The 20,778-nt window shown below is 38.7% G+C and carries 15 protein-coding genes; 2 read left to right on the forward strand and 13 right to left on the reverse strand.

The window, feature by feature from the left end; all coding sequences use genetic code 11:
- Positions 1-100 precede the first annotated feature (100 nt).
- Both ldtD and aphA read right to left on the reverse strand, forming a co-directional pair.
- Entirely contained in the window at positions 101-1,816 is a 1,716-nt protein-coding gene (gene ldtD, locus AACU98_RS02405) for a L,D-transpeptidase (RefSeq protein WP_004251995.1), read from the reverse strand.
- Positions 1,817-2,158: 342 nt separating this feature from the next.
- Entirely contained in the window at positions 2,159-2,872 is a 714-nt protein-coding gene (gene aphA, locus AACU98_RS02410; protein WP_004247637.1) for an acid phosphatase AphA, read from the reverse strand.
- Positions 2,873-3,276: 404 nt separating this feature from the next.
- Between aphA and catA the strand changes: the two genes are divergently transcribed.
- Complete coding sequence (gene catA, locus AACU98_RS02415; RefSeq protein WP_036976701.1) at positions 3,277-3,930, forward strand: type A chloramphenicol O-acetyltransferase; 654 nt, start codon at positions 3,277-3,279, stop codon at positions 3,928-3,930.
- Between the two features lie 282 nt (positions 3,931-4,212).
- Here the strand turns inward: catA and mukB are convergent, their stop codons facing one another.
- Genes mukB through cmoM form a run of 4 tightly spaced genes read right to left on the reverse strand, consistent with a single transcriptional unit; the run spans position 4,213 to position 11,484 of the window.
- Positions 4,213-8,670 carry a chromosome partition protein MukB gene (gene mukB, locus AACU98_RS02420; protein ID WP_012367715.1) on the reverse strand — a complete coding sequence of 1,486 codons (4,458 nt, stop codon included), beginning with the start codon at positions 8,668-8,670 and terminating at the stop codon, positions 4,213-4,215.
- Positions 8,667-9,398, reverse strand: a complete 732-nt coding sequence (mukE, locus tag AACU98_RS02425) for a chromosome partition protein MukE (RefSeq protein WP_004247634.1) — start codon at positions 9,396-9,398, stop codon at positions 8,667-8,669. Before mukE ends, mukB begins: the two co-directional genes overlap by 4 nt.
- Positions 9,379-10,701 (reverse strand): chromosome partition protein MukF, encoded by a 1,323-nt coding sequence (gene mukF, locus AACU98_RS02430; RefSeq protein ID WP_004244597.1) that lies wholly within the window; start codon positions 10,699-10,701, stop codon positions 9,379-9,381. Before mukF ends, mukE begins: the two co-directional genes overlap by 20 nt.
- Positions 10,702-10,710: 9 nt before the next feature.
- Positions 10,711-11,484: a tRNA uridine 5-oxyacetic acid(34) methyltransferase CmoM gene (cmoM, locus tag AACU98_RS02435; protein WP_004244596.1), complete on the reverse strand. Its 774-nt coding sequence runs from the start codon at positions 11,482-11,484 to the stop codon at positions 10,711-10,713.
- A 379-nt stretch (positions 11,485-11,863) separates the two neighbouring features.
- Between cmoM and elyC the strand changes: the two genes are divergently transcribed.
- The gene (elyC, locus tag AACU98_RS02440; RefSeq protein ID WP_063215360.1) at positions 11,864-12,694 is read left to right on the forward strand and encodes an envelope biogenesis factor ElyC; all 831 of its coding nucleotides are present in this window, start codon (positions 11,864-11,866) and stop codon (positions 12,692-12,694) included.
- 123 nt (positions 12,695-12,817) lie between these two features.
- Here elyC and kdsB read toward each other — a convergent pair whose 3' ends face one another.
- The 7 genes from kdsB to ihfB form a co-directional block, all read right to left on the reverse strand.
- Complete coding sequence (gene kdsB / locus AACU98_RS02445) at positions 12,818-13,579, reverse strand: 3-deoxy-manno-octulosonate cytidylyltransferase (RefSeq protein WP_004244594.1); 762 nt, start codon at positions 13,577-13,579, stop codon at positions 12,818-12,820.
- A gap of 4 nt (positions 13,580-13,583) precedes the next feature.
- Positions 13,584-13,763, reverse strand: coding sequence for a Trm112 family protein (locus AACU98_RS02450; RefSeq protein WP_004244593.1), 180 nt, complete (start codon positions 13,761-13,763; stop codon positions 13,584-13,586).
- Positions 13,764-14,177: 414 nt separating this feature from the next.
- Positions 14,178-14,393 (reverse strand): cold-shock protein, encoded by a 216-nt coding sequence (locus AACU98_RS02455; protein WP_004247631.1) that lies wholly within the window; start codon positions 14,391-14,393, stop codon positions 14,178-14,180.
- Positions 14,394-14,888: 495 nt separating this feature from the next.
- Positions 14,889-15,890 (reverse strand): tetraacyldisaccharide 4'-kinase, encoded by a 1,002-nt coding sequence (gene lpxK, locus AACU98_RS02460; RefSeq protein ID WP_046335154.1) that lies wholly within the window; start codon positions 15,888-15,890, stop codon positions 14,889-14,891.
- Positions 15,887-17,632, reverse strand: a complete 1,746-nt coding sequence (gene msbA, locus AACU98_RS02465; protein WP_049213550.1) for a lipid A ABC transporter ATP-binding protein/permease MsbA — start codon at positions 17,630-17,632, stop codon at positions 15,887-15,889. Before msbA ends, lpxK begins: the two co-directional genes overlap by 4 nt.
- Positions 17,633-17,668: 36 nt before the next feature.
- Positions 17,669-20,038 carry a DNA internalization-related competence protein ComEC/Rec2 gene (locus AACU98_RS02470; protein ID WP_161734693.1) on the reverse strand — a complete coding sequence of 790 codons (2,370 nt, stop codon included), beginning with the start codon at positions 20,036-20,038 and terminating at the stop codon, positions 17,669-17,671.
- A 438-nt stretch (positions 20,039-20,476) separates the two neighbouring features.
- Positions 20,477-20,764, reverse strand: a complete 288-nt coding sequence (gene ihfB / locus AACU98_RS02475) for an integration host factor subunit beta (RefSeq protein ID WP_004244587.1) — start codon at positions 20,762-20,764, stop codon at positions 20,477-20,479.
- Between the last annotated feature and the right edge of the window lie 14 nt (positions 20,765-20,778).

Here is a 20,778-nt window from a genome sequence, read left to right on the forward strand (position 1 = left end):
TTAATAAAACTGAATGAAATTATTTTATCTCACTGATTTTTATAAAAAATAAAGAGCAAGCATAATGCTTACTCTTTATTGTTGTTAGCCATCTATTCTATTACAAATATTTCTTAATATTCTCTAAAAAAGAGGTTGCATTATTAATGCTTTGGTCATAATTATAAATATCTGCTCGATATTGAGGGGCATTTTCTTCTGCTACCCAAGCTGTTTGATAATATAAATAGACAGGGATACGTTCTGGAATTGGTGCATATTGTGTTGAACCTCGTTTTAAGGCTGCATCAATTCTATCTTGTTTCCATCCTGCATCACCTAATAATATCGTCGCTAATTGCGCCGCTTTATTCACACGAATACAACCTGAACTAATTGCTCGCATATTTTTAGTAAATAAATTGTGGTTTGGTGTGTCATGCAGATAAATCGCTTCAGAGTTTGGCATATTAAATTTATATCGGCCTAGGGAGTTAGTTGGCCCAGGGGCTTGCCAAATGCGATATGGAAAATTAGCCGCAGAGATGTTTTCCCAATCTATATCGTAAGGATTAATTGGATAGGCGTCATTCCCCCACCCTGAATAAATCGTATAACCTTTACGGCTAAAATAACTAGGATCAGCCTTTCCTTTTGGAACTATATCTTTACGCGTCATACTCGTAGGTACATTCCAAGGCGGATTAACCACAACATTATTAAGCGCACTACTCATAATGGGGGTTTTTCTATCTGGTCGACCAACAATCACTTTTGAATCTAAAATCAGTTGATTATTAGCATAAAAATAGAGGGAGTAATCAGGAATATTGACCCAAATTCCAGTGTCACCAATAGGTGGGGTTAAACGTAACCGCTGTATATTTAATGCCATAATTCCAGCACGCTGTATTGGTGTCATATTTAACCAATTACGCGTCTGTCTACCAATAATACCGTCAGTTTCTAATCCATGGGCCGCTTGAAACGATTTTACAGCAGCAATTAAAGGCTCATCATAAATCGTTGTTGCTACTTCTTGCTCATTTTCAGCCAATTGAGGCAGTAAATTTAAGTTACGCAATATTTGTCTTAATGCAATAACTTCTTCTGCCGATTGGTTTGGCTTTAATGAATTTTTCCCTTCCATGACGGGCCAAATAACCTCTTGATGAAGCTGTTTGCGCACTTCCTCTTTCATTAATGGATAGTAAGGGTGTGAGGGTGCAAAGGAGACGACAAAGCGCCCTAAGGTATTTTGTTGTAGATTGAGTTGGAAATGCTCGACAGCTTGCACAGTCGGTGCCGGTAATGCTTGTATCGCAGCGCGATATAACAGTGTTGTTCCTGATTGATTAATCTGTTCAACAAAGCTGATATAACCTAAAAAAGCGTCAGATAAAATAATATCTCGTGCTTCTGGCGTTAATTGTGCTGTTTCTAATAGCGTTAACCAACGTCCAAATTGTGGTTGAATTCCAGTTAAGGCAACCTCTGCCAGTTGCTGCTCTAGTTGTTTTGTAATTTGTTCATCTTGCCAAATCAGTGCTAAATCATTGCTTTGATAAACATCCACGAGTTGCTTAAAGTAAAGTGGTTTATATTCGCTTGGTAACCAAGATTGTAGTTTAGTGCTAACTTCCTGCTTACTCACTGATGGTGAATTTAATGTATCTTGTGTTGCCACGTCTTCTGTGAATGCGGGTACTAATGCAGGTGTTTCTGATGTTAATAGCAGTGGCGTTTCACTTTCTGAGGCAATAACATTATGCCCTGAGAGAAGTGTACCTATTACGACCGAATATGTTATTGCTCTTTTAATTGCTTGTTGCGCCATAGTCCTCAGTGCCTCATCCCTTGTTATTATTTTGCTATCGTAAAATATTAGATGAGTTAGACAAAGAGTTTTATAGGAATAAACTAATATTTGTAAAGTTTTATAAAATCTTTTCAACAATAGGCACTTAAATCATCATAAAAAGATGCTTAATACACTTTTTATATTAAATAAGAGTATAAATACTAAATACTCACAATACCGTGCACAATAAATATTCAAATAGAAAGTATATAGATTTAATCTATCATATGGTTCTATTTTGTTTTATAAAGAAACCCAAAATAAAAAAGGCGTAGTTTCCTACGCCTAACAAATAAAGGTCAACAGCACAGAGACAGATTAGTACTCTGAATTGATAACCACTTCTTCACCAAATTGTCCCGCTTTAGGTAACGGCTGGTAAGAAGAGTTAGCAGCACGTAAGATACGGATCCCACGGATATTTAGCTCATCTGCTGCTGCGATATCAGCATCTGCATCACCGTAGTAAATTTTCAGTTTGTGATCGCGCATCCAGCTTACTTTGTTATTTGCGCCAGGTTGGTCACCGGCAAAAATAACAGGTTGCATTTTATCTGCAGGAATATTTAAACCTTCTTGAACATATTTAGTCACAGTCTCTGTTTTAGTCTGTGTACGACCGGTAATGAAATAAACAGTATCACCACGTTTTAAGTGCATCTGAACAAGATCGATACCGACTTGTTTAGGCATACTGAATTTATCCCATTCGTTGTTCATTTTTTCCCAGAATTCTGGGTTTTTCAGATAACTGAAATCGTTAGGAGAATATTCCAGTTTACCACGATAAAAGCCTGGGCTTGAGAACAGAACGGTGTCATCAATATCAAAACCTACCGCCATTGGTGCTTGGCCTTCTAAGCTTTTTTCAATTTCTGCAACAGAAACCCATTTAATTGGTTGCTGATGTGCAAGTTCAGTAACAGTAACCCCTGGGCTAACAACTTCTGGCATATGAACTTTTGCCATTGCTGCGCCATTTAAACTTAACGCCAACGCAATTGCACTAAGAGTAAGTGTGACTTTACGCATTCTCTTTCCTTTAATTTTTATATTAATCACAGAAGGTGATAATAATAAACATCATAATTACATTTAAATGAGATATAGCGCACGTTATTTTATTTAGGCTGGTACTCTTTTGTTAGTTTACTTTCATTTTTTGATCTATCTAACACTTTGAAAAAAGAAAGCACTATCTACGAAAGCAGATAGCGCCGTTATTATCTAAGTCGTTCCCAAATGAACACATCAATGACTCTGTTATTTTTGAAACATTTTTTGGTAAAAAATAAACATTTTAAAATTAGCCAAGAAAAACCTATTACTATCATAGGTTATGGGTTTATCTACAGATAGAGGTTCGAAATTGTTTTAATAATTTATAAGTAATATACAATTAATTTAAATTTGGATTAGAAAATAGGAAAGCTAATATGGACACAAAGCGCGTGGGATATACTGTTGTTGATCTATCCCAATGGGGACGAAAAGAACACTTTGAAGTATTTCAGTCTTTTGCTCAATGCACCTTTAGCCAGACCGTTCAACTGGATATTACTTCATTATTAAAAACCGTAAAGCAAAATGGGTACAAATTCTATCCGACATTTATATACATCATTAGCCTATTGGTAAATAAACATGCAGAATTCCGCATGGCAATGAAAGACGGGGAATTAGTGATATGGGATAGTGTTAACCCTGGGTACACTATCTTTCATGAACAGACCGAAACATTTTCATCTTTATGGAGTTACTACCACAAAGATATCAATCATTTTTTGAAAACTTATTCAGAAGATATAGCACAATACGGTGACGATCTAGCCTATTTTCCAAAAGAATTTATCGAAAATATGTTTTTTGTGTCAGCAAATCCTTGGGTAAGTTTCACCAGTTTTAACTTGAATGTGGCGAATATAAACAATTTCTTTGCCCCTGTATTTACAATAGGTAAATATTATACGCAAGGAGATAAAGTTCTGATGCCACTAGCAATTCAAGTGCATCATGCCGTATGTGATGGCTTCCATGTAGGCAGATTACTCAATGAAATACAGCAATACTGCGATGAGGGATGTAAATAATCAATGGGACTTAAAGCACATGTTTTTGTTCCACTCAAACCTGTCGCTATCCTCTGTTTCCACTTTTATTGATTATTTTAACATCGATATAAATTGATGAGAGGCATTTAGTATTTCCCTTTTTATTGAGGGGTCACGCTATAAAATTTGTACACTGATTTGTACTAATAACGGTGATAAAAATACTAAATGCCATTAACACTCATGAATAACCAAAATATAAAATAATGAAAACAATAAGTTATATTATAAGGTTATTCACTTACTCATCATGATCCTTCATCAACTATCTGCAATATTTTCGGATAAATGTTTATCTTTTTCACTTTGTTGCCCAAAGCCTTTTAATCCGACCACATGAACATGCTCGCTTCCATTAAATACTTTACGCACTAATTTATAAGTTGTGCCTTTTTCTGGACTAATATTTTCTGGTGCAGCAATGATAAGTTGCATATCAAGTCGTTCACACAGTTCAAACAGGGTTGCGATAGATTTCGCATCTAAACGTGCCGCTTCATCAAGGAAGAGCAAACGACAAGGCGAAATATCTTTTCCTCTTAAGCGTCGTGATTCTTCTTCCCAACTTTGAACCACCATCACTAAGATAGACATACCTGTACCAATGGCTTCACCCGTTGATAGCGCACCACTTTCTGCTTTTAACCAACCTTCTGGCCCACGATTAACTTCAACTTCCATCTCAAGATAGTTACGGTAATCAAGTAGCTCTTCACCCACCGTTTGTGGCATACGCTGACCAAAATCAGCCTGTGGATTTAAGCGTTGATACAGTTTTGCCATCGCTTCAGAGAAGGTTAGGTTTTGGTTTTTAAACAGATCTTGATATTGGCTATCTTCTTCTTCCGATAATACATCCAGTAAGATTTGATGGCTTTCACGAATATTAACGTTTAACCGTACACCACGAACCTGACCAAAGGAAACCGCTTGTAAGCCCTGATTTAGCATGCGAATGCGATTTTGTTCACGTTGGATAGTTTTACGAATAATATTTGCCACACTGCGAGAGCTGATCGCCAGTTTTTGTTCACGACTGGTTAGCTCTTCGGTTAAGCGAGCTAATTCAATTTCCATCTGTTCGATAGCATCAACCGGATCATCGGTTTTGATAATATCTTGTCGAATGCGTTCTCTTAAATGTTGGTAAACCGCAATAAAGAATTGGACTTTACGATCAGGGTATTTTGCGTCTTCAGAGCGACGTAATGCATCCCGTAAATATTCATTATCCGCCACAGCCTGACGTAACGCACCTAGCGCCTTATCCGACATTGAACGTAACTCATCCGCTGAAAGATAGGCAAAGTCACGACGATGTAAACGGCGCTCCATACCATTTTCTTTCACTAAGCGCATAACAGCACACCAACTGGCTTTAGCGCTGACGACGTGTTCACGCATTTGGCCATAATCACGTTCTAATTTGCGAATTTTCTTCGCCATATTTTCACGTTCAGCTTCACTAAGCGCAATATCACGCTCAAGTTGGCTAATACGCGTACGGTTAGCACTCACCGCAGCATAACGTTGATCACGTAACTCTTTGGCTCGCGCTTCTGCACCCGCATCAATTTGCAAGCCAGTCTCTTTCATCTCTTGCTCAAGCTCTCTTAATAGTTCTGATTTGGTATCAAAAGAACTTTTTAGTGAGGCTAGTACTTGATTAAACTGATCACATTGTGCCTGCTGTTGACGATATAACTCTCTCGCTGTCGCTCGCTCTGTTTCAGCCATTTCTAAACGACGACGTAATTTTTCATTAAGATCGTTATTTTCACTGACAATTTCAACCGCATCGCTATAACTAAAATGTGGACGACGCTGAACCACTTCCACCAGCAAAAATGCTTGTTGTTGATAACGTTGCTGCTCTTCTTTTGCGTATTGATAATCTTGTGTTAATTGATCATGCTCTTGTGGATCGCTTTGTAAAATCGAGGCTATAGGCTCTAACGCAGTTAATGCTTTCTCATGACGCTGTAAATAACGCATCGACTCTTCTGCGTTATAAAGCTCTTCACGTAGCTCCTCAACACGATCAATTAATGTTTCGTCCAATAATAAATTGACTTGAGGAATGAGTTTATTTAATAAATTGAGCGACTCTTTGGCTTGCGCATAATGCTGACGTTGTTGCTGAGTGCCCTCTTCATATTGTGATAACTCGCGCTCTAATTCATTACGACGTTGATTTAATTGGCGAATATCTTCTTCAGGATCGGCATCAAATGCCACTGAAATATGTTGCCCAACAAATTGGCTAAATGCATGGTGTGCACGTTGAATTTTCTGCACATCAAAGGCCTGTGTAGCATACAGCTCTGACAGCTCATCTCGTTGACGGGATAATATTTCTAGCTGGTTTTCTCGTGCTGCTCGGCCAAATAATGGAATTTCTGGATAACGTGAATAGCGCCACTGCCTATCTGAACTTTTAATAAGTACCGCTTTTTCCATCTCTTGGGCATTAAACACGCTATCATCAAAGGATTGTGGATCACCTTCAATAAAATAGAGATCTTCCGGACAATCTTCTAAAGAAGCTAACTGCTCTTCGATCGCACTGAGATCTTGTACCACAATCGCATGGCGCGCAGGTCCATATAATGCTGAGAAATAAGGCGCATCATCTAAGGTGATATCATCGTAAATCTCCGATAATAAAACCCCGTTAAAGCGTTCTGCTAAAGTAATTAATCGACTATCTTCAGCCCCACTAGGCTGACTTAATCGTTCAATTTGAGCTTCAATTTGCTGTTTGCGAGCAGCGGTTTCATCACGCAAAACCGTGGCTTCACGCTCTTTCTCAAGTAACTGTTGCATATATTCAGTAACTTGATTGCTTGTTTCAAAAGATTGATGCGTTTGTTCACACAGTTGCGTTAAAGCATCTTGTGCAGCAAACCAAACTGGCGCTTGTTTTCTTAATTTTTCAATTTGTTGTTTTAGTTGATCAAGCTCTTGGCGCATTTGCATACGCTGTTCGCCAGAATCACTAACATAATCGCTCAGCTCTTCAATCTTTGCTTCTAGTTCTTCTTGTAGAGTAAATAGATCATCAGGCTCAACATTTTTGCCATACTGTTTATTAAACTCTGCAAGTTGACGTTCAGCATTATTTCTTTGCTGTAAACGTTGCTCTAATTCAGCTAATTGCATCCGAATAGGGTGAACACGATCGGCTTGATGACGATGTGATGACCATTCACGTAATGCGCTTTTAGCCGCACTCCACGCATTTTGACGCTCAACTTCCCCAACAATCGAAGTGATCAATTTATAGGCTTGATCAAATTGCGTTTTGGCCGCATCAGAAACACCGAGTTTCTGCTCCATAGAAAGTAATGAATGCGTGATGGATTGAATTTTTGCTTGAATACGTTCAGCCCATAGCTCGGCATTGGTTTCATCTAAATCATCAATGCCACATTGTGCTTTCGCACGCTCTAATGCTTGTACCGCCTGACGATATTGAATAGCTCGGGTTTGTTGAACATCTAACGCTTGTTGATAATCTGCCAATTGACTTTTCAGTTCATCAACTTCTTCTTCCGCAGATCCAACTCGCGCTTCCAACTCTTCTTTTTTTGATGTTGCTTCTTCAACAACTTCACTTTGCTCTTCTAAACGGAATGTGATTTCTTCAACATCCGCAACATAGCGATCGATTTTTTCTTGTTGGCGTACCGCATTTTGTACAAGATTAAGTCTATCACTGGCGGCTTGATAATCTGTTTCCAAATCAGCCGATAACGCTTGTTGCTCTTCTAACTCTTTGCCCATTTCAATAAAGCGATAAGCTTCATTGTTAATCGCTTTACGCTGATCCCACAACTCTTTACGTAAAGATAGAGCCTGATCAAGGTGTACTCGTCTTTCATTAGCATGACGCATATAGTCCGCTGCAACATAAGAGGTCGCTTCGGTAACTAAATGTTTAAACAGATCACGATCGGATTGAGTGACCCGAATAGCTTCTAAGGTCATCCGGTTTTCACGTAATGCCCCTTCCATATCTTGGAAGGCTTTTCTTACTCCGCTATTTTCAGGTAATAAATAGTCGCGTAAAGAGCGAGTGATGGCACTTGAAATACCACCATATAATGAAGCTTCAATAAGACGATAGAATTTTGCCCGATCGCTTGCTGAGCGTAAACGTTTCGGAATAACCCCTAAATCAAAGAGTACAGAGTGGAAATCAGTAATCGAGTTAAATTGTCTAAAAACAACGCCTTCTATTGCTTCTACTTTTTCTTTTAATTCATTAAGTGGTAGAACACGTGCTTGGCGTCCATCGACAGCTTGCGTCAAAATTTCTGTTGGATTTTCAGCAATAGGTAGCCCTTGGATCATAAAAGGTTTGATATCAACCTTTTTATCTCGTCCGGCAACTTGTTGTAAGCGTACGCCAACGACAGCTCGTAAATGGCGGGAATTAATCACATCTAAAACAGCGTAACAAACTCCCGGGCGTAATTTCCCATATAATCCTTTATCACGAGAGCCACTGGTTGAACCGGCTTCAGTGGTATTTCTAAAATGAAGTAAAGTCAGATCGGGGATCATCGCGGTAATAAAAGCCGCCATGGTGGTGGATTTACCCGCTCCGTTACCACCGGATAAAGTCGTGACTAATTCATCTAAATCAAAAGTACGAGCAAAAAACCCATTCCAGTTGATCAATGTTAATGAGCGAAATTTTCCTCGTTCAATCATTTATTTTCTTCCTCTGCATCATCATCTTCACTGGACTCTAATTGCTCATCTTCCTGTTCATCGTCATCACTTGGCTCGCTATCTTGCTCTAGTGGCATAGCCTCACCATCGCGGATCATACGCATTTGCGCTTCAAGAGGAGAGTCACCACTACGCACATCAGCACCAAAGCGAAACACCGATTCAGTAATTGAAAAACGTTGCGTATCATTGGGTAAAAACGAAATCATCCCTAAACGACGTAGTCGGTTAAGTGACGTTCTCATTTTCTCTTGCAGTTTTTGTAGGTCTAAATCCGATCCTGTTGAGCGTTGATTAACTAAGCGTAACAATTTGCTTTCATCAGCCAGTGTACGTAATTCATCAAATAATTCTTGTACAGTGAAGATCCCCTGATTAGCTAATCGCTCAGGGCTAAGGTAGAGATAACAAAGAATTTTGCCGACCAACATATCCATTTCAGAAAGCACTGAACGAGGAATAAGCGTCGTTGAACGGGGGCGTAAGTAAAAAAAGCCTTCAGGTGCTCGAATTAATTCGACATTATAACGCGCATAAAAATCTGTTAACTCATCTTGAAAGTCCATCAAAAAAGCATGGTTATCTAGTGAGTCTATACCAATATGTCGACCTGCACGTAGCTGACTATCCAGTTCAGGGAAAAGTGAATTCGCTAATGCCTGTGCTAATTTAGCTGGTATAAATTGTTCAGTATGTATCGATGACATGCGCTTGTACCTTAGCTCCATATTCGTTAATTTCTGCCCATTTTGCTGGCAATCCTGCAAGTTCAGCTTGCGCGACACCTAATCGTACCGCTTGATCAATGACAATCCGTGCCACATCAAAATGCTTCTGTTGTGGATAACGATTAAGATACTCAACTAATACTGAACTGAGATCTAACGCTCGTTGTTCTAATTTATAAGCAGCCAGCTCTTGTTCAACCCATTGAGCAATTTGTTCATTTACTTCACTGAACATTTGATATTCCAGCTCTTCAGGCAATTCCCCGGTCACTTCTTCATCTCGCAACACAAGCTCTTCATCACGCATATCAAATAGCCTATCCGCATTAGCATAAGTTAATGCCCATGGGCTGTCGAAATAGTTTTGTACGGATTGGCGTAGGCGACGTGAAAAAATACGGTTTTTATCCATATCTATCGCCGTGCGAATAAATTTATGCACATGCCTATCGTAACCTATCCATAAATCGATAGATTGCTGTCCCCAACTAATAATACGGTCAAGTTTGCTTTGTAACTCAAAAACTAAAGTATCTATTTGGTCGACATGGCCTGAACTCATATTCGCTTCTTGAATACGTAATAGATTCGCTTGTAATTTGTCCCCTGCCGCTTCCAGTGTGTCTTGTAACTCTCTTAATGTCCCAGAGGTTTCAGATAGTAATTGTTCACAGTTTGAAATGGCAGCTTGCCAATCTTGGTTTAATAGTGCAGCAATATCTTCTTTAACGATATTTTGCTGTTCATCCATAATGCGTTGAGATAAATCGATGCTATCGAATATCTCAGCCACCGAATATTTTAATGGTGCAAAAACATTACGATGCCAATGGTATGCATCACCACCTTCTTCTGCAGCACTTGCCGCTGAATCTAACTCACTTGCCACAATTGACAATTGCATCGACAAGCGTAGTGATGAAAACTCACGTTGACGAATGTAGTAATCACTGATGCCAATACCTAATGGCGTTAAACGATATATCGCATTACCTTCTACCAGTTCACTGGTAAAACGGTTAAAAAGCCGCTGCTTGACCATATCATTAATGGCATTATTAGCACGAACTTGTATTGATTCTGCGGGTTGATCAAAGCCTTTACACACCTCTCGAAAGGCATCAATCAACTCCCCTTCACTCATCTCGCCATCAAGGCGTTCGCTGTTTAATACAGCAACTGCCATCAAAAAAGCTAATCTTTCCGGTGGCAGTGAAATAGAGAAATCATTTTTTCTCGCCCAAGACACTAACTCAGGAACGGTCTGGGTAAAATCACTCATAGTACATCCTTAATTTACACACTTTTGTGCCATGACATGAATGTAACGCCCCAGACTGATATAGGGCTCTTGCCGACAATAGCGTTGCTCTAAGGCAAGCAACGCTGGAAAATCTTTATTTTGCAACTGACGACTTTGCAAATAGTCATGAAAAACACGCACTCCCGTTTTTCCTAAAATCGTCATTGAAAATGACGCTAACCATTGATAAACATCCTCAGGTTGTAGCGGATTTTGTGGGGATAATGAGCGTTTTCTTCTGCGTGGTATTTCCGGATTTGCCAAATGGAAATTTCCCAAAATAGCATTTCTCATGACAATGCCATTCGCATTGTAAAACATTAACGATAGGATACCATTAGGAAGTAGCATATCGGTAAGTACATTTATGGCGTTTTTCTGATCTGTGATCCACTCTAATACGGCATGGAATAGAATTAAGTCAACACCATCATCTAGATGCTGGTTTATCTCTTGTGCTGCACAACAAATAAACGTCATTTGATTGACAACACCTTCATCAATAGCCGCTTCTTGTGCGCGGTTAAGCATCTCTTGTGATAGATCACATAAAATTATCTGGTGCCCTAATTTTGCCAGTTGTCTGGAAAAATAACCTTCACCACCCCCCGCATCTAAAATACGCAACGGACGATCAGGGAGTTGAGTTAATAATTGTTGTAAATCATCCCAAATCACCGCTTGGCGGATTTTTCCTTTTGTTGTGCCATAGATATTGCGAGAGAATTTATCAGCAATATCGTCAAAATTACGGTCTGACATTAAAACGCCTCATGATAACAACTTGTTACTTGCGCTCTTTGCATTCTGATAAATTCAAAAATATGAGACACTGTACTGAAGGTAAACAAAGACAACAATTTTACCAGTGTTCGATGATACTGGCTGTTTTCAATCACAAAATAAGCCATGAATCAGATTATTCGCAAAGCGCAGTATAAATATAACGCTTATTAATGAAAAAATTAACGCTCAAACGTTTATCGTTTTACAATTTCTAAATTAGTGAGTATTTCTGTTCGTTAGCATTTAGTAAAAACTATACTTATACGCTATTTTGACACAATGCTTTATCAATCCCCTAGTTTTCACTAGATTTTTACTCTCAGTTGCTGACATTTCACTCAACTTAGGAAGATTTATGCTGTTTTTGCTCAAAAAATATCTTGGTAGCCTAATCATGCCACTACCGCTGTTATTAATAATTGCTTTTTTTGCGCTTATTTTACTGTGGTTTACTCGTTGGCAAAAAACAGGAAAAAGCGTACTCACTATCGTGATTGTGTTACTTACGCTGTTAGGCATGCAACCTGTCGCAGATACTCTATTGATGCCGAGTGAAAAAGCGTATCAAGCACGTTATGAATTACGCGAAAACTCACCACAAGATGTTAACTACATTGTCGTTTTAGGGGGCGGTTTTACTTATAACCCTGAATGGGCACCTAGTGCTAACCTGCTAAATAATAGCTTATTTCGTGTTGCTGAAGGCGTAAGGCTTTATTATCGTTATCCTAATGCCAGCTTAATTTTTACCGGTGGTGCCGGCGTCAATAAAATAAGTAGCGCCGAAGTGGCTGCACAAGTTGCACAATCATTAGGTGTTCCAGCAGAAAAAACGATCGCCCTTTCCCAACCTAAAGATACCGAAGAAGAAGCGTATGAAGTGGATAAACTTATCGGTAAACAACCTTTTTTATTGGTGACCTCAGCAAACCATTTAGCGCGGGCAGAACGTTTCTTTTTAGCTAGAGGTATGCACCCTATTGTTGCACCTGCTAATCAGCTAGCCATTACTACCCCTCTGCATCCTTGGGAAAAATATACCCCTTCAGCGTATTATTTTCAGCATAGTGAGCGAGCATGGTATGAATTTATCGGCTCGATTTGGCAAACCATAAAACCTAGCGAACCATCTAGTGTAGAGGCGGTTATTGAGAATAAAAATGAAGCTGACAATGGCATAAAATAGCGTATGAAGAATGAGATCATTAGGTAAAAAAGTAATCAATCCTCTTTTTTATCGATGGAAGAAAACAACAACGGCACTGAATACCAGTGCCGTTAAACATTAATTTGCAATATACTGCAAATATTAGAACTCTTGGTTTAGTGCCCGAAAAGCGGCTCTCGCGGCAATTAAGTCATCTTGAGTATCAACCCCGACACCCGGTACTTCAAGCGCTTTTGCTACATGGATTTTCTCGCCATACCACAATACACGCAGCTGCTCTAACATTTCGATAGACTCCAATGGGCTTGGCTCCCAAGTAATATAACGACGAATAAAGCCTGCACGATAAGCGTAAATACCGATATGACGTAAGTAATGCTCGCCTATTTCATCATGAGAGAGATTAAAACGATCTCTTTCCCAAGGAATAGTGGCTCGAGAAAAGTACAGTGCAAAACCTTTCGCATCCATAACCACTTTTACAGCGTTAGGATTAAAGGCTTCTTTTGAGTCGACGATAGGCACAGCAAGAGTTGCCATACCTGCACCACAATTAGCTAAATTTTCTGCCACTTGCGTAATAATTGCGGGTGGAATGAGTGGTTCATCGCCTTGTACATTAACGATTATCTCATCATCTGCGAATTGATATTTTTCGATAACCTCAGCTAAACGCTCTGTACCTGAATGGTGGTCTTCACGGGTCATACACGCTTCTCCACCCGCTTGTTCAACAGCGCGAACCACATCTAAGTTATCAGTTGCAACAATGACACGTTTAGCACCTGAACGCTTTGCTTGTTCCATAACACGAACAATCATCGGTTTGCCATGAATATCAGCAAGTGGCTTACCGGGTAACCGAGTCGACGCATATCGACCTGGGATAATGACCGTAAACATTAGGTTATTTTTCCTCTTCTAATGACAACTCTCTGGCTTCATTCTCTAGTAGAACCGGAATATTGTCACGAACAGGATAAGCGAGATGATCAATTTTGCAGATAAGCTCTGAATTTTCTTTATCAAAGATAAGTTTGCCATGGCAAACTGGGCAAGCAATAATTTCGAGTAAGCGGTGATCCATTTTGTCCCTCACAAGGGTTAATCATGTTATAGGATAAAAGGATATCATAAGGAAGGATCAGCGTTAATACTCTACACCGCGGGTTTGGTAATTATTCGCTAAATATTTTCTCTATTAATAAATTTACTATTTTCTTTTTCACTATAAGCAACAAAAAAGCCACAATAATGTGGCCTTTTATCGTTTTGTCTGCAACATCATTAATAAAGAATTACATTCCGCTTTTATTGATAATAATTTAACCTTTTTATTATCTTTATTGCATTCTAATTAACGTGGCAACCATTTTATATTACCTTGAGCAATCAGTGATAACGTCTTATTTTATCCTTTTTGCATCAACGTAATGATAGATTTTAATTAAATCAATAGGTTAAAACATGATCTTGCCTATTTATTATAGGTGTCGACTATTTAGAACCCGATAACATCAGCGGCTTCTAGACCTGCTGCTGTTTTGATAACAGAAAACTCAACGTCTTGGCCTTCGGTTAGTGCTTTATTTTTTGTATTGGCAATCGCTTTTTTATTGACGTAAATATCTTGTTCAAGATCTTTTGCAACAATAAGACCATATCCTTTATTATTGTCAAACCATTTTACGCGACCCATTCTTAATTGTAATGTCATGATAGATAAACTCCTTTTGTTCTTTGTATAGTTTTTATCTTCTATACACATGCATTCTACTTTTTATTAAGTCTTCTTATATAAAACCCCATTAAATTCTGAACACATTAATTTAAGTAGTGCATTTTATTATTCAATATAAATGTTCAAAATCGTGATAGCTAAATTAGATAACTATTTATTGAACAGACACTAAACTACAAAATATTCATGACAAATATATGACATATTCTATATTGTAGCCTGTACCTATCAATAAACTTGCTTGATATAAATGATAAAGTAATTTCTATTCGAAAGCATTTTAACTATCAAGCATGAATAATATCCACAGCATAACAATATTAACTCTACAATAAAGATCTAAAAACTCTCCACACAAGGCTTTTGAGTAGATAGGGTATTAGCGAGTTAAATTGAACTACGACAAAAGCGGTATGCGATTAGTGGGTAGGTAATCTTTATGTAACGCTATCCTGATTTCCATTATAAATATCATTGTTTCAGATCATATACAAGTTTTTTTCGCGTTGTCACTAATTGGCTGACTTGATTTAGCACAGATAGATCTTCCAATACCGCACTGACAGGCAAATACCACCAGTTGTTTTGCGCAAAATGCTGGCATTTAACTGCGTCTTTTTCTGTCATAATCAGCGGCTCTTGGTGAGGCGTCAGTATTTGTAACTCTTGTAGGGTATATTCACTATGATCATTAAAGGCTTTAGTCGCAATTAACTTAACCCCTTTATCTTGCAAGGAATTAAAGAAACGAGGAGGATGACCAATCCCTGCCATAGCAACTGCATTACCCAACTCAGTAATAGCTTTTTTCTCACCTGTCTTTAGATTTACCGCGATTTCTCCCTCTAAACTCATCGCTATTTCATTCGCTTGACAATCACCACCATTGACAATAACCGCATCAACAGAATCAAGACGATGAGCGCGCTCTCTCATCGGCCCTGCGGGCAACCACCAGCCATTACCAAAACGCCGTTGTCCATCAATAACAACGATTTCATAATCTCGCTGTAGGGCATAATGCTGTAATCCATCATCAGTAATAATAATATCAAGATCATATTGCGCTAATAGCGCTTTGACCGCATCACTGCGAGAAGGAGCAACGGCAACAGGTACGCCAGTGCGATGATAAATTAAAACCGGTTCATCTCCTGCGACGGCCGGCTGTGTTTCTGGCGACAATAATAAAGGATATTGGTCTGATTTCCCGCCATAACCACGAGAAACAACCGCAGGTTTAAAGCCTTGTGCTTTTAATTGCTCAACAAGCCAAATCACCACTGGTGTTTTACCATTACCTCCCGCCGTTAAGTTACCCACAACAACAACAGGTACGGGGGATTTCCATGAGGACAACCAGCCTTGTTTATAGGCAAAACGCCTAAAAAGGCTGATCGCCCCATAGAGCCATGAAAAAGGCAATAAAAGAAGGTAACACCACGATTTACCAGACCAAATCCGCTCAATCATTTGCCAAATTGCATCCTGTGTAGCTGAGCATAAACGCCTTTTCGCTCAATTAAATCAAGATGAGCACCACGTTCAACAATTTCCCCATCTTCAATCACTAAAATTTCATCTGCTTTTTCAATGGTTGATAGACGGTGAGCAATCACTAATGATGTTCTATTTTTTTGCAGTTCATCAAGTGCAGCTTGAATTGCCCGCTCTGACTCAGTATCTAATGCTGAAGTTGCCTCATCTAAGATAAGAATAGGCGCATCACGCAATAGTGCCCTTGCAATGGCAATACGTTGACGCTGACCACCTGATAACAACACGCCATTTTCACCAATTTCAGTATCGAGACCATTATCTAATTTTTGGATAAAGTCCATAGCATGGGCCATTTTAGCCGCTTTCTCGATATCCTCACGGGTATATTGGTCTTCACAAGCATAAACAATATTGTTTGCTACCGTTTCATTAAACAGATGCACATTTTGTGAAACTAACGCAACCTGATTACGTAGTGATCTTAATGTGTAATTACGAATATCGTGACCATTGATCAAAATCTCCCCTTCGTTAACGTCATAAAAACGAGTGAGGAGGTTTGCAATAGTAGATTTACCTGAGCCTGAACGCCCTACTAGTGCCACTGTTTTCCCTTCAGGAATAGTGAAGGACAGATTTTTCAAAGCAGGTGTATCTTTGGTGATATATTGGAAAGTGACATTACGGAACTCAATATCACCTGTTGGTTTTTTCAGCTCAAGGGTGCCGGTATCTTTCTCTTGTTCCATATCAAGGATAGCAAATAATGTTTGGCAAGCAGCCATGCCTCGTTGGAATTGAGCATTAACGTTAGTTAATGATTTTAATGGGCGCATTAAAGCGACCATCGAAGAGAAGACCACCGTAATTGTCCCTGCAGTCAGGGTATCCATAATCTCAGGAAAACTGGCTGCATATAAAACAAAGGCTAAAGCAAAAGAAGCAATAAGCTGGATAATGGGATCTGATATAGAAGATGCCACCACCATACGCATACCTTGGCGACGAATATGGTTACTAACATGATTAAAGCGTTTATTCTCAACTTCTTGACCATTAAAAATTAAGACTTCTTTATGGCCTTTAAGCATTTGTTCAGCACTTGTTGTCACCTGCCCCATACTATTTTGGATACGCTTACTGATGGTTCTAAAGCGTGTTGATACCATTCTGATCACCACCGCCACAATAGGTGCGATCACAATCAAGATAAGTGATAACTGCCAGCTATAGTAGAACATCAAGCCAAATAAGCCGATGATATAAGCCCCTTCACGGACAACAGTGATCAAAGCCCCTGATGAAGATGAAGCGACCTGTTCTGAATCATAGGTAATACGTGATAATAACGTACCTGTAGATTGCTGATCAAAAAAGCTCACCGGCATTCCCATAATATGAGAAAACAGCCGACGGCGCATATTCATCACGACTTTTCCTGATACCCAAGAAAGGCAGTAACTAGAAATAAAGTTAGATATACCACGCAGAACTATCAGGCCAATAACGGCTAAAGGCATCCATTTTAATACATCATTACTTGCTTTACCGAAGCCTTCATCAAGCAGAGGTTTCAATAAAGAGATCATAAATGCATCAACACCCGCATTTATGATTAATGCGCCTGCTGCAGCAAACAACCCCGCTTTAAAGATCCGAATCATCGGCCATAAGCGTCGAAATGTTTGCCACGTTGATAGGTCTATATCATTCATATATATTACCAAACTTTTAATAAATAGCGGGCTATTCTACTCGGGAAACGTCAAAACACCAAACCACTGATGATACCAACGAGGTAAAATATCTCGTCTATAGGTGACTACATCAATCTTTCCGTGTTTAAACTCGATAGAAATTTGCCCATTTATCGATGTTGTTAGCCAATCAATGGCCTCTTTTTTATAACGGTTATGTACTTTATCAGAAGGTAAACGCCAAGGGCTATAACGTGCAGCAGAAACTAGTGCATATTTTGGTGATATTGCTTGAATAAACGCCAATGTGGATGATGTTTGGCTACCATGATGAGGAACTTGTAAAATATCCGCTTTTAAATAGGCTTTTTTCCTTCTCAGTAGTTGCGCTTCCCCCTCTTTTTCCAGATCACCTGTTAATAAAATAACACTGTTACCATCCGTTAATGAAATCACACAAGAATCATTATTTTTAGGTGAGCGAGATAATGTCAGCGGCCAGAGCGCGTTGAAAGTAAGGTCTTTCCATTGCCATACTCCCCCTTGTAAACACGGTAAATGTTGGGGATTGTCAAAGCTACTACGGATAGTTAACTTGGGATAAGCACGTAATAAGTCGTCAATACCACCGGTATGATCAAGGTGATCATGGCTAATTATCATGGCAACAGGCTGTAATCGATGATGCGTTAGATAGGGAATAATGACATTTTTAGCAATAGTGCCACCACTTTTCCAGCGTATCCCTGTGTCATAGATAACCGCTTCTCCCTCTTTTTCAAGAATAATAGCTAAACCATGTCCAACATCTAACATGGTTATTCGCCAATCATAACGTTTAGAGAAAGACAGTTCACAATATAAAAAAGTAGCAATAGTGATCAAAATAATCACATGATGACGCCACCAGCTCATTTTAATAACTAAAAGAGTTATAATACCGCTTAATGCAAATAACCAAGGGACAGCGCCACAGGGTTGCCAATACGCAAGAAAATAAGGCGCACAGAAAAATGCCCAATTGATAGACTGATCAACCCATGACCAAATAATAGGTTGTAGAACAGGTAAAAAGGCAGTAAATAGCCCACACATAATAAGTGGTACGGTAATAAACGAAATAATAGGCACAGCCCATAAATTAACAAGCAAGCTAAAAAGATTACCACCACCAAATAAGTAGTATTGAAAGGGTAATAAGATGATCAATAGTCCTAGTTGCAAATGAATGAGTCTAATAACAAACCAACGTTTTTGCTGGCTAAATCTTTTATTTAATGGATAGAGCCAATACCAAACAATGATGGCAAATACCGCAGAAAAGGATAACCAAAAACTAGCGGATAATATGGCGAGCGGATCAAGCAATAAAATCACTGCTGCACTCCAAATCGCCCACTGCCAAGGTAAAAAAAGCCCACTACGCCAATGGAGTAAAACCCAAATAGTTAGGCCTATTATCGCTCTTGTTGCGGGGGTCCCCCATCCTGATAAAGCCGCATAAAAAACACCACAACCTAAACTAATAACCAAAGGAAATTGTGGGTTAATCCATTGCGTTGGGAAAAGATATTGTACTCCTCTCGCCATCAGCCAACCAAACAGAGCAGCAAGGCCAATATGCAGCCCTGAAATCACAATAAGGTGCGAAATACCTGTTTTCATATAAAGTATTTTATTTTTGGCAGAAATACCTCGTTTATCACCTAACACTAATGCTGTGATTTCACCACTATTTTTTGTGGCTTGCCAATAAGATGAAAGATAGTGAATAAATTGAGTATAAATAGGAAGGTGAGAATTCGTTAATGTGGCTGATAATATTTTTCCTGACAATGTTTCTCTTACTGAAACTGCATATTTTTGGCTATCAAATCCTCCCTCATTTAAATAACTATGTACTGCACGAAAGTGAATTTTAAACAGCCATGTTTGCCCGACTACGACATTTTTAGGTGGATGACGCCAATATATATTGGCATAGAGTTTAGCAGAAAAGAGATGCTGTTTAGGAATAGCAACTTTAATCATTATATTGCTATCCGGCAAGCGACGATATTCTAGAATTGCGCTTTCTATTGTGGCAATGGTGTCAGCAAGTTGAGAGGTTTTGACCATTAAAGAGGAGGCAGTACTGTTTGCATAGCACCAAAAAAAGAGTAATAGCAACAAAAAACGTAAGTATGAAAAAGGAATTAAATATAACAATATCCCTACGATAATCAGTGTATAGCTCAGAGATAAACTCAGTGTTTCACGTTGAATAAGTAAAGGTAAGCAACTTAATATAATGATAACGGCAAGATAATCTATATTAAGAGGTTTTAGCCCTAGCATTGCAATATATTTAGCATATAGATAATGCCATTTTATTAACGCTATTTTATTTCTATAAATATATTTTATCTTGGCTAATAAAATCATATTTTACATCCATATAATTAATTTTTCCTTGTAATATCATGCTGTTAAATTGTTATCTAAGATAGTTAAAATCGTATTTTTTTCGAACTCTCTTTTAATAAAAACTTTCGTTTTAAGCGCATACACTATTTTTTGCGAAGTTGTTCTAAAAAGTGATGGAATAACGGCAAATATCAAAATTAACTCAAGCCAAATAGATAAAGATCACGTAAGGTAAGCCCAATGTCTTACAACAATCGCTAATAAAGAGAATATAGAGAAGTGATAAAGAATATAGAGAATAGAGAATAGAGAATAGAGAATAGAGAATAGAGAATAGAGAATAGAGAATAGAGAATAGAACGTAACTTAATACCAACCGATAACCAATAAAAAACGGCACCGAAGCACCGTTTTTGAAAAAGTTTACTAACTTTATGCCTATTTGATAGGAAACTATTATTCCGTATAAATATTTACACGGTCACGTAACTCTTTACCTGGCTTAAAGTGTGGAACGTATTTACCTTCCAGCTCTACCTTATCACCAGTTTTCGGGTTACGACCCGTACGCGGCGCACGGTAGTGTAGAGAAAAACTGCCGAATCCGCGGACTTCGATACGCTCACCATCAGCCAAAGTATCAGCCATATGATCAAGCATTTCTTTTACAGCTTCTTCAACCGTCTTAGCCGAAAGATGAGATTGTAGGCCTGCAAGTCTCTCGATTAACTCAGACTTGGTCATATTACCTCCCTAGA

The sequence above is a fragment of the Proteus sp. G4380 genome, assembly GCF_963885725.1.
GTDB lineage: Bacteria > Pseudomonadota > Gammaproteobacteria > Enterobacterales > Enterobacteriaceae > Proteus > Proteus mirabilis.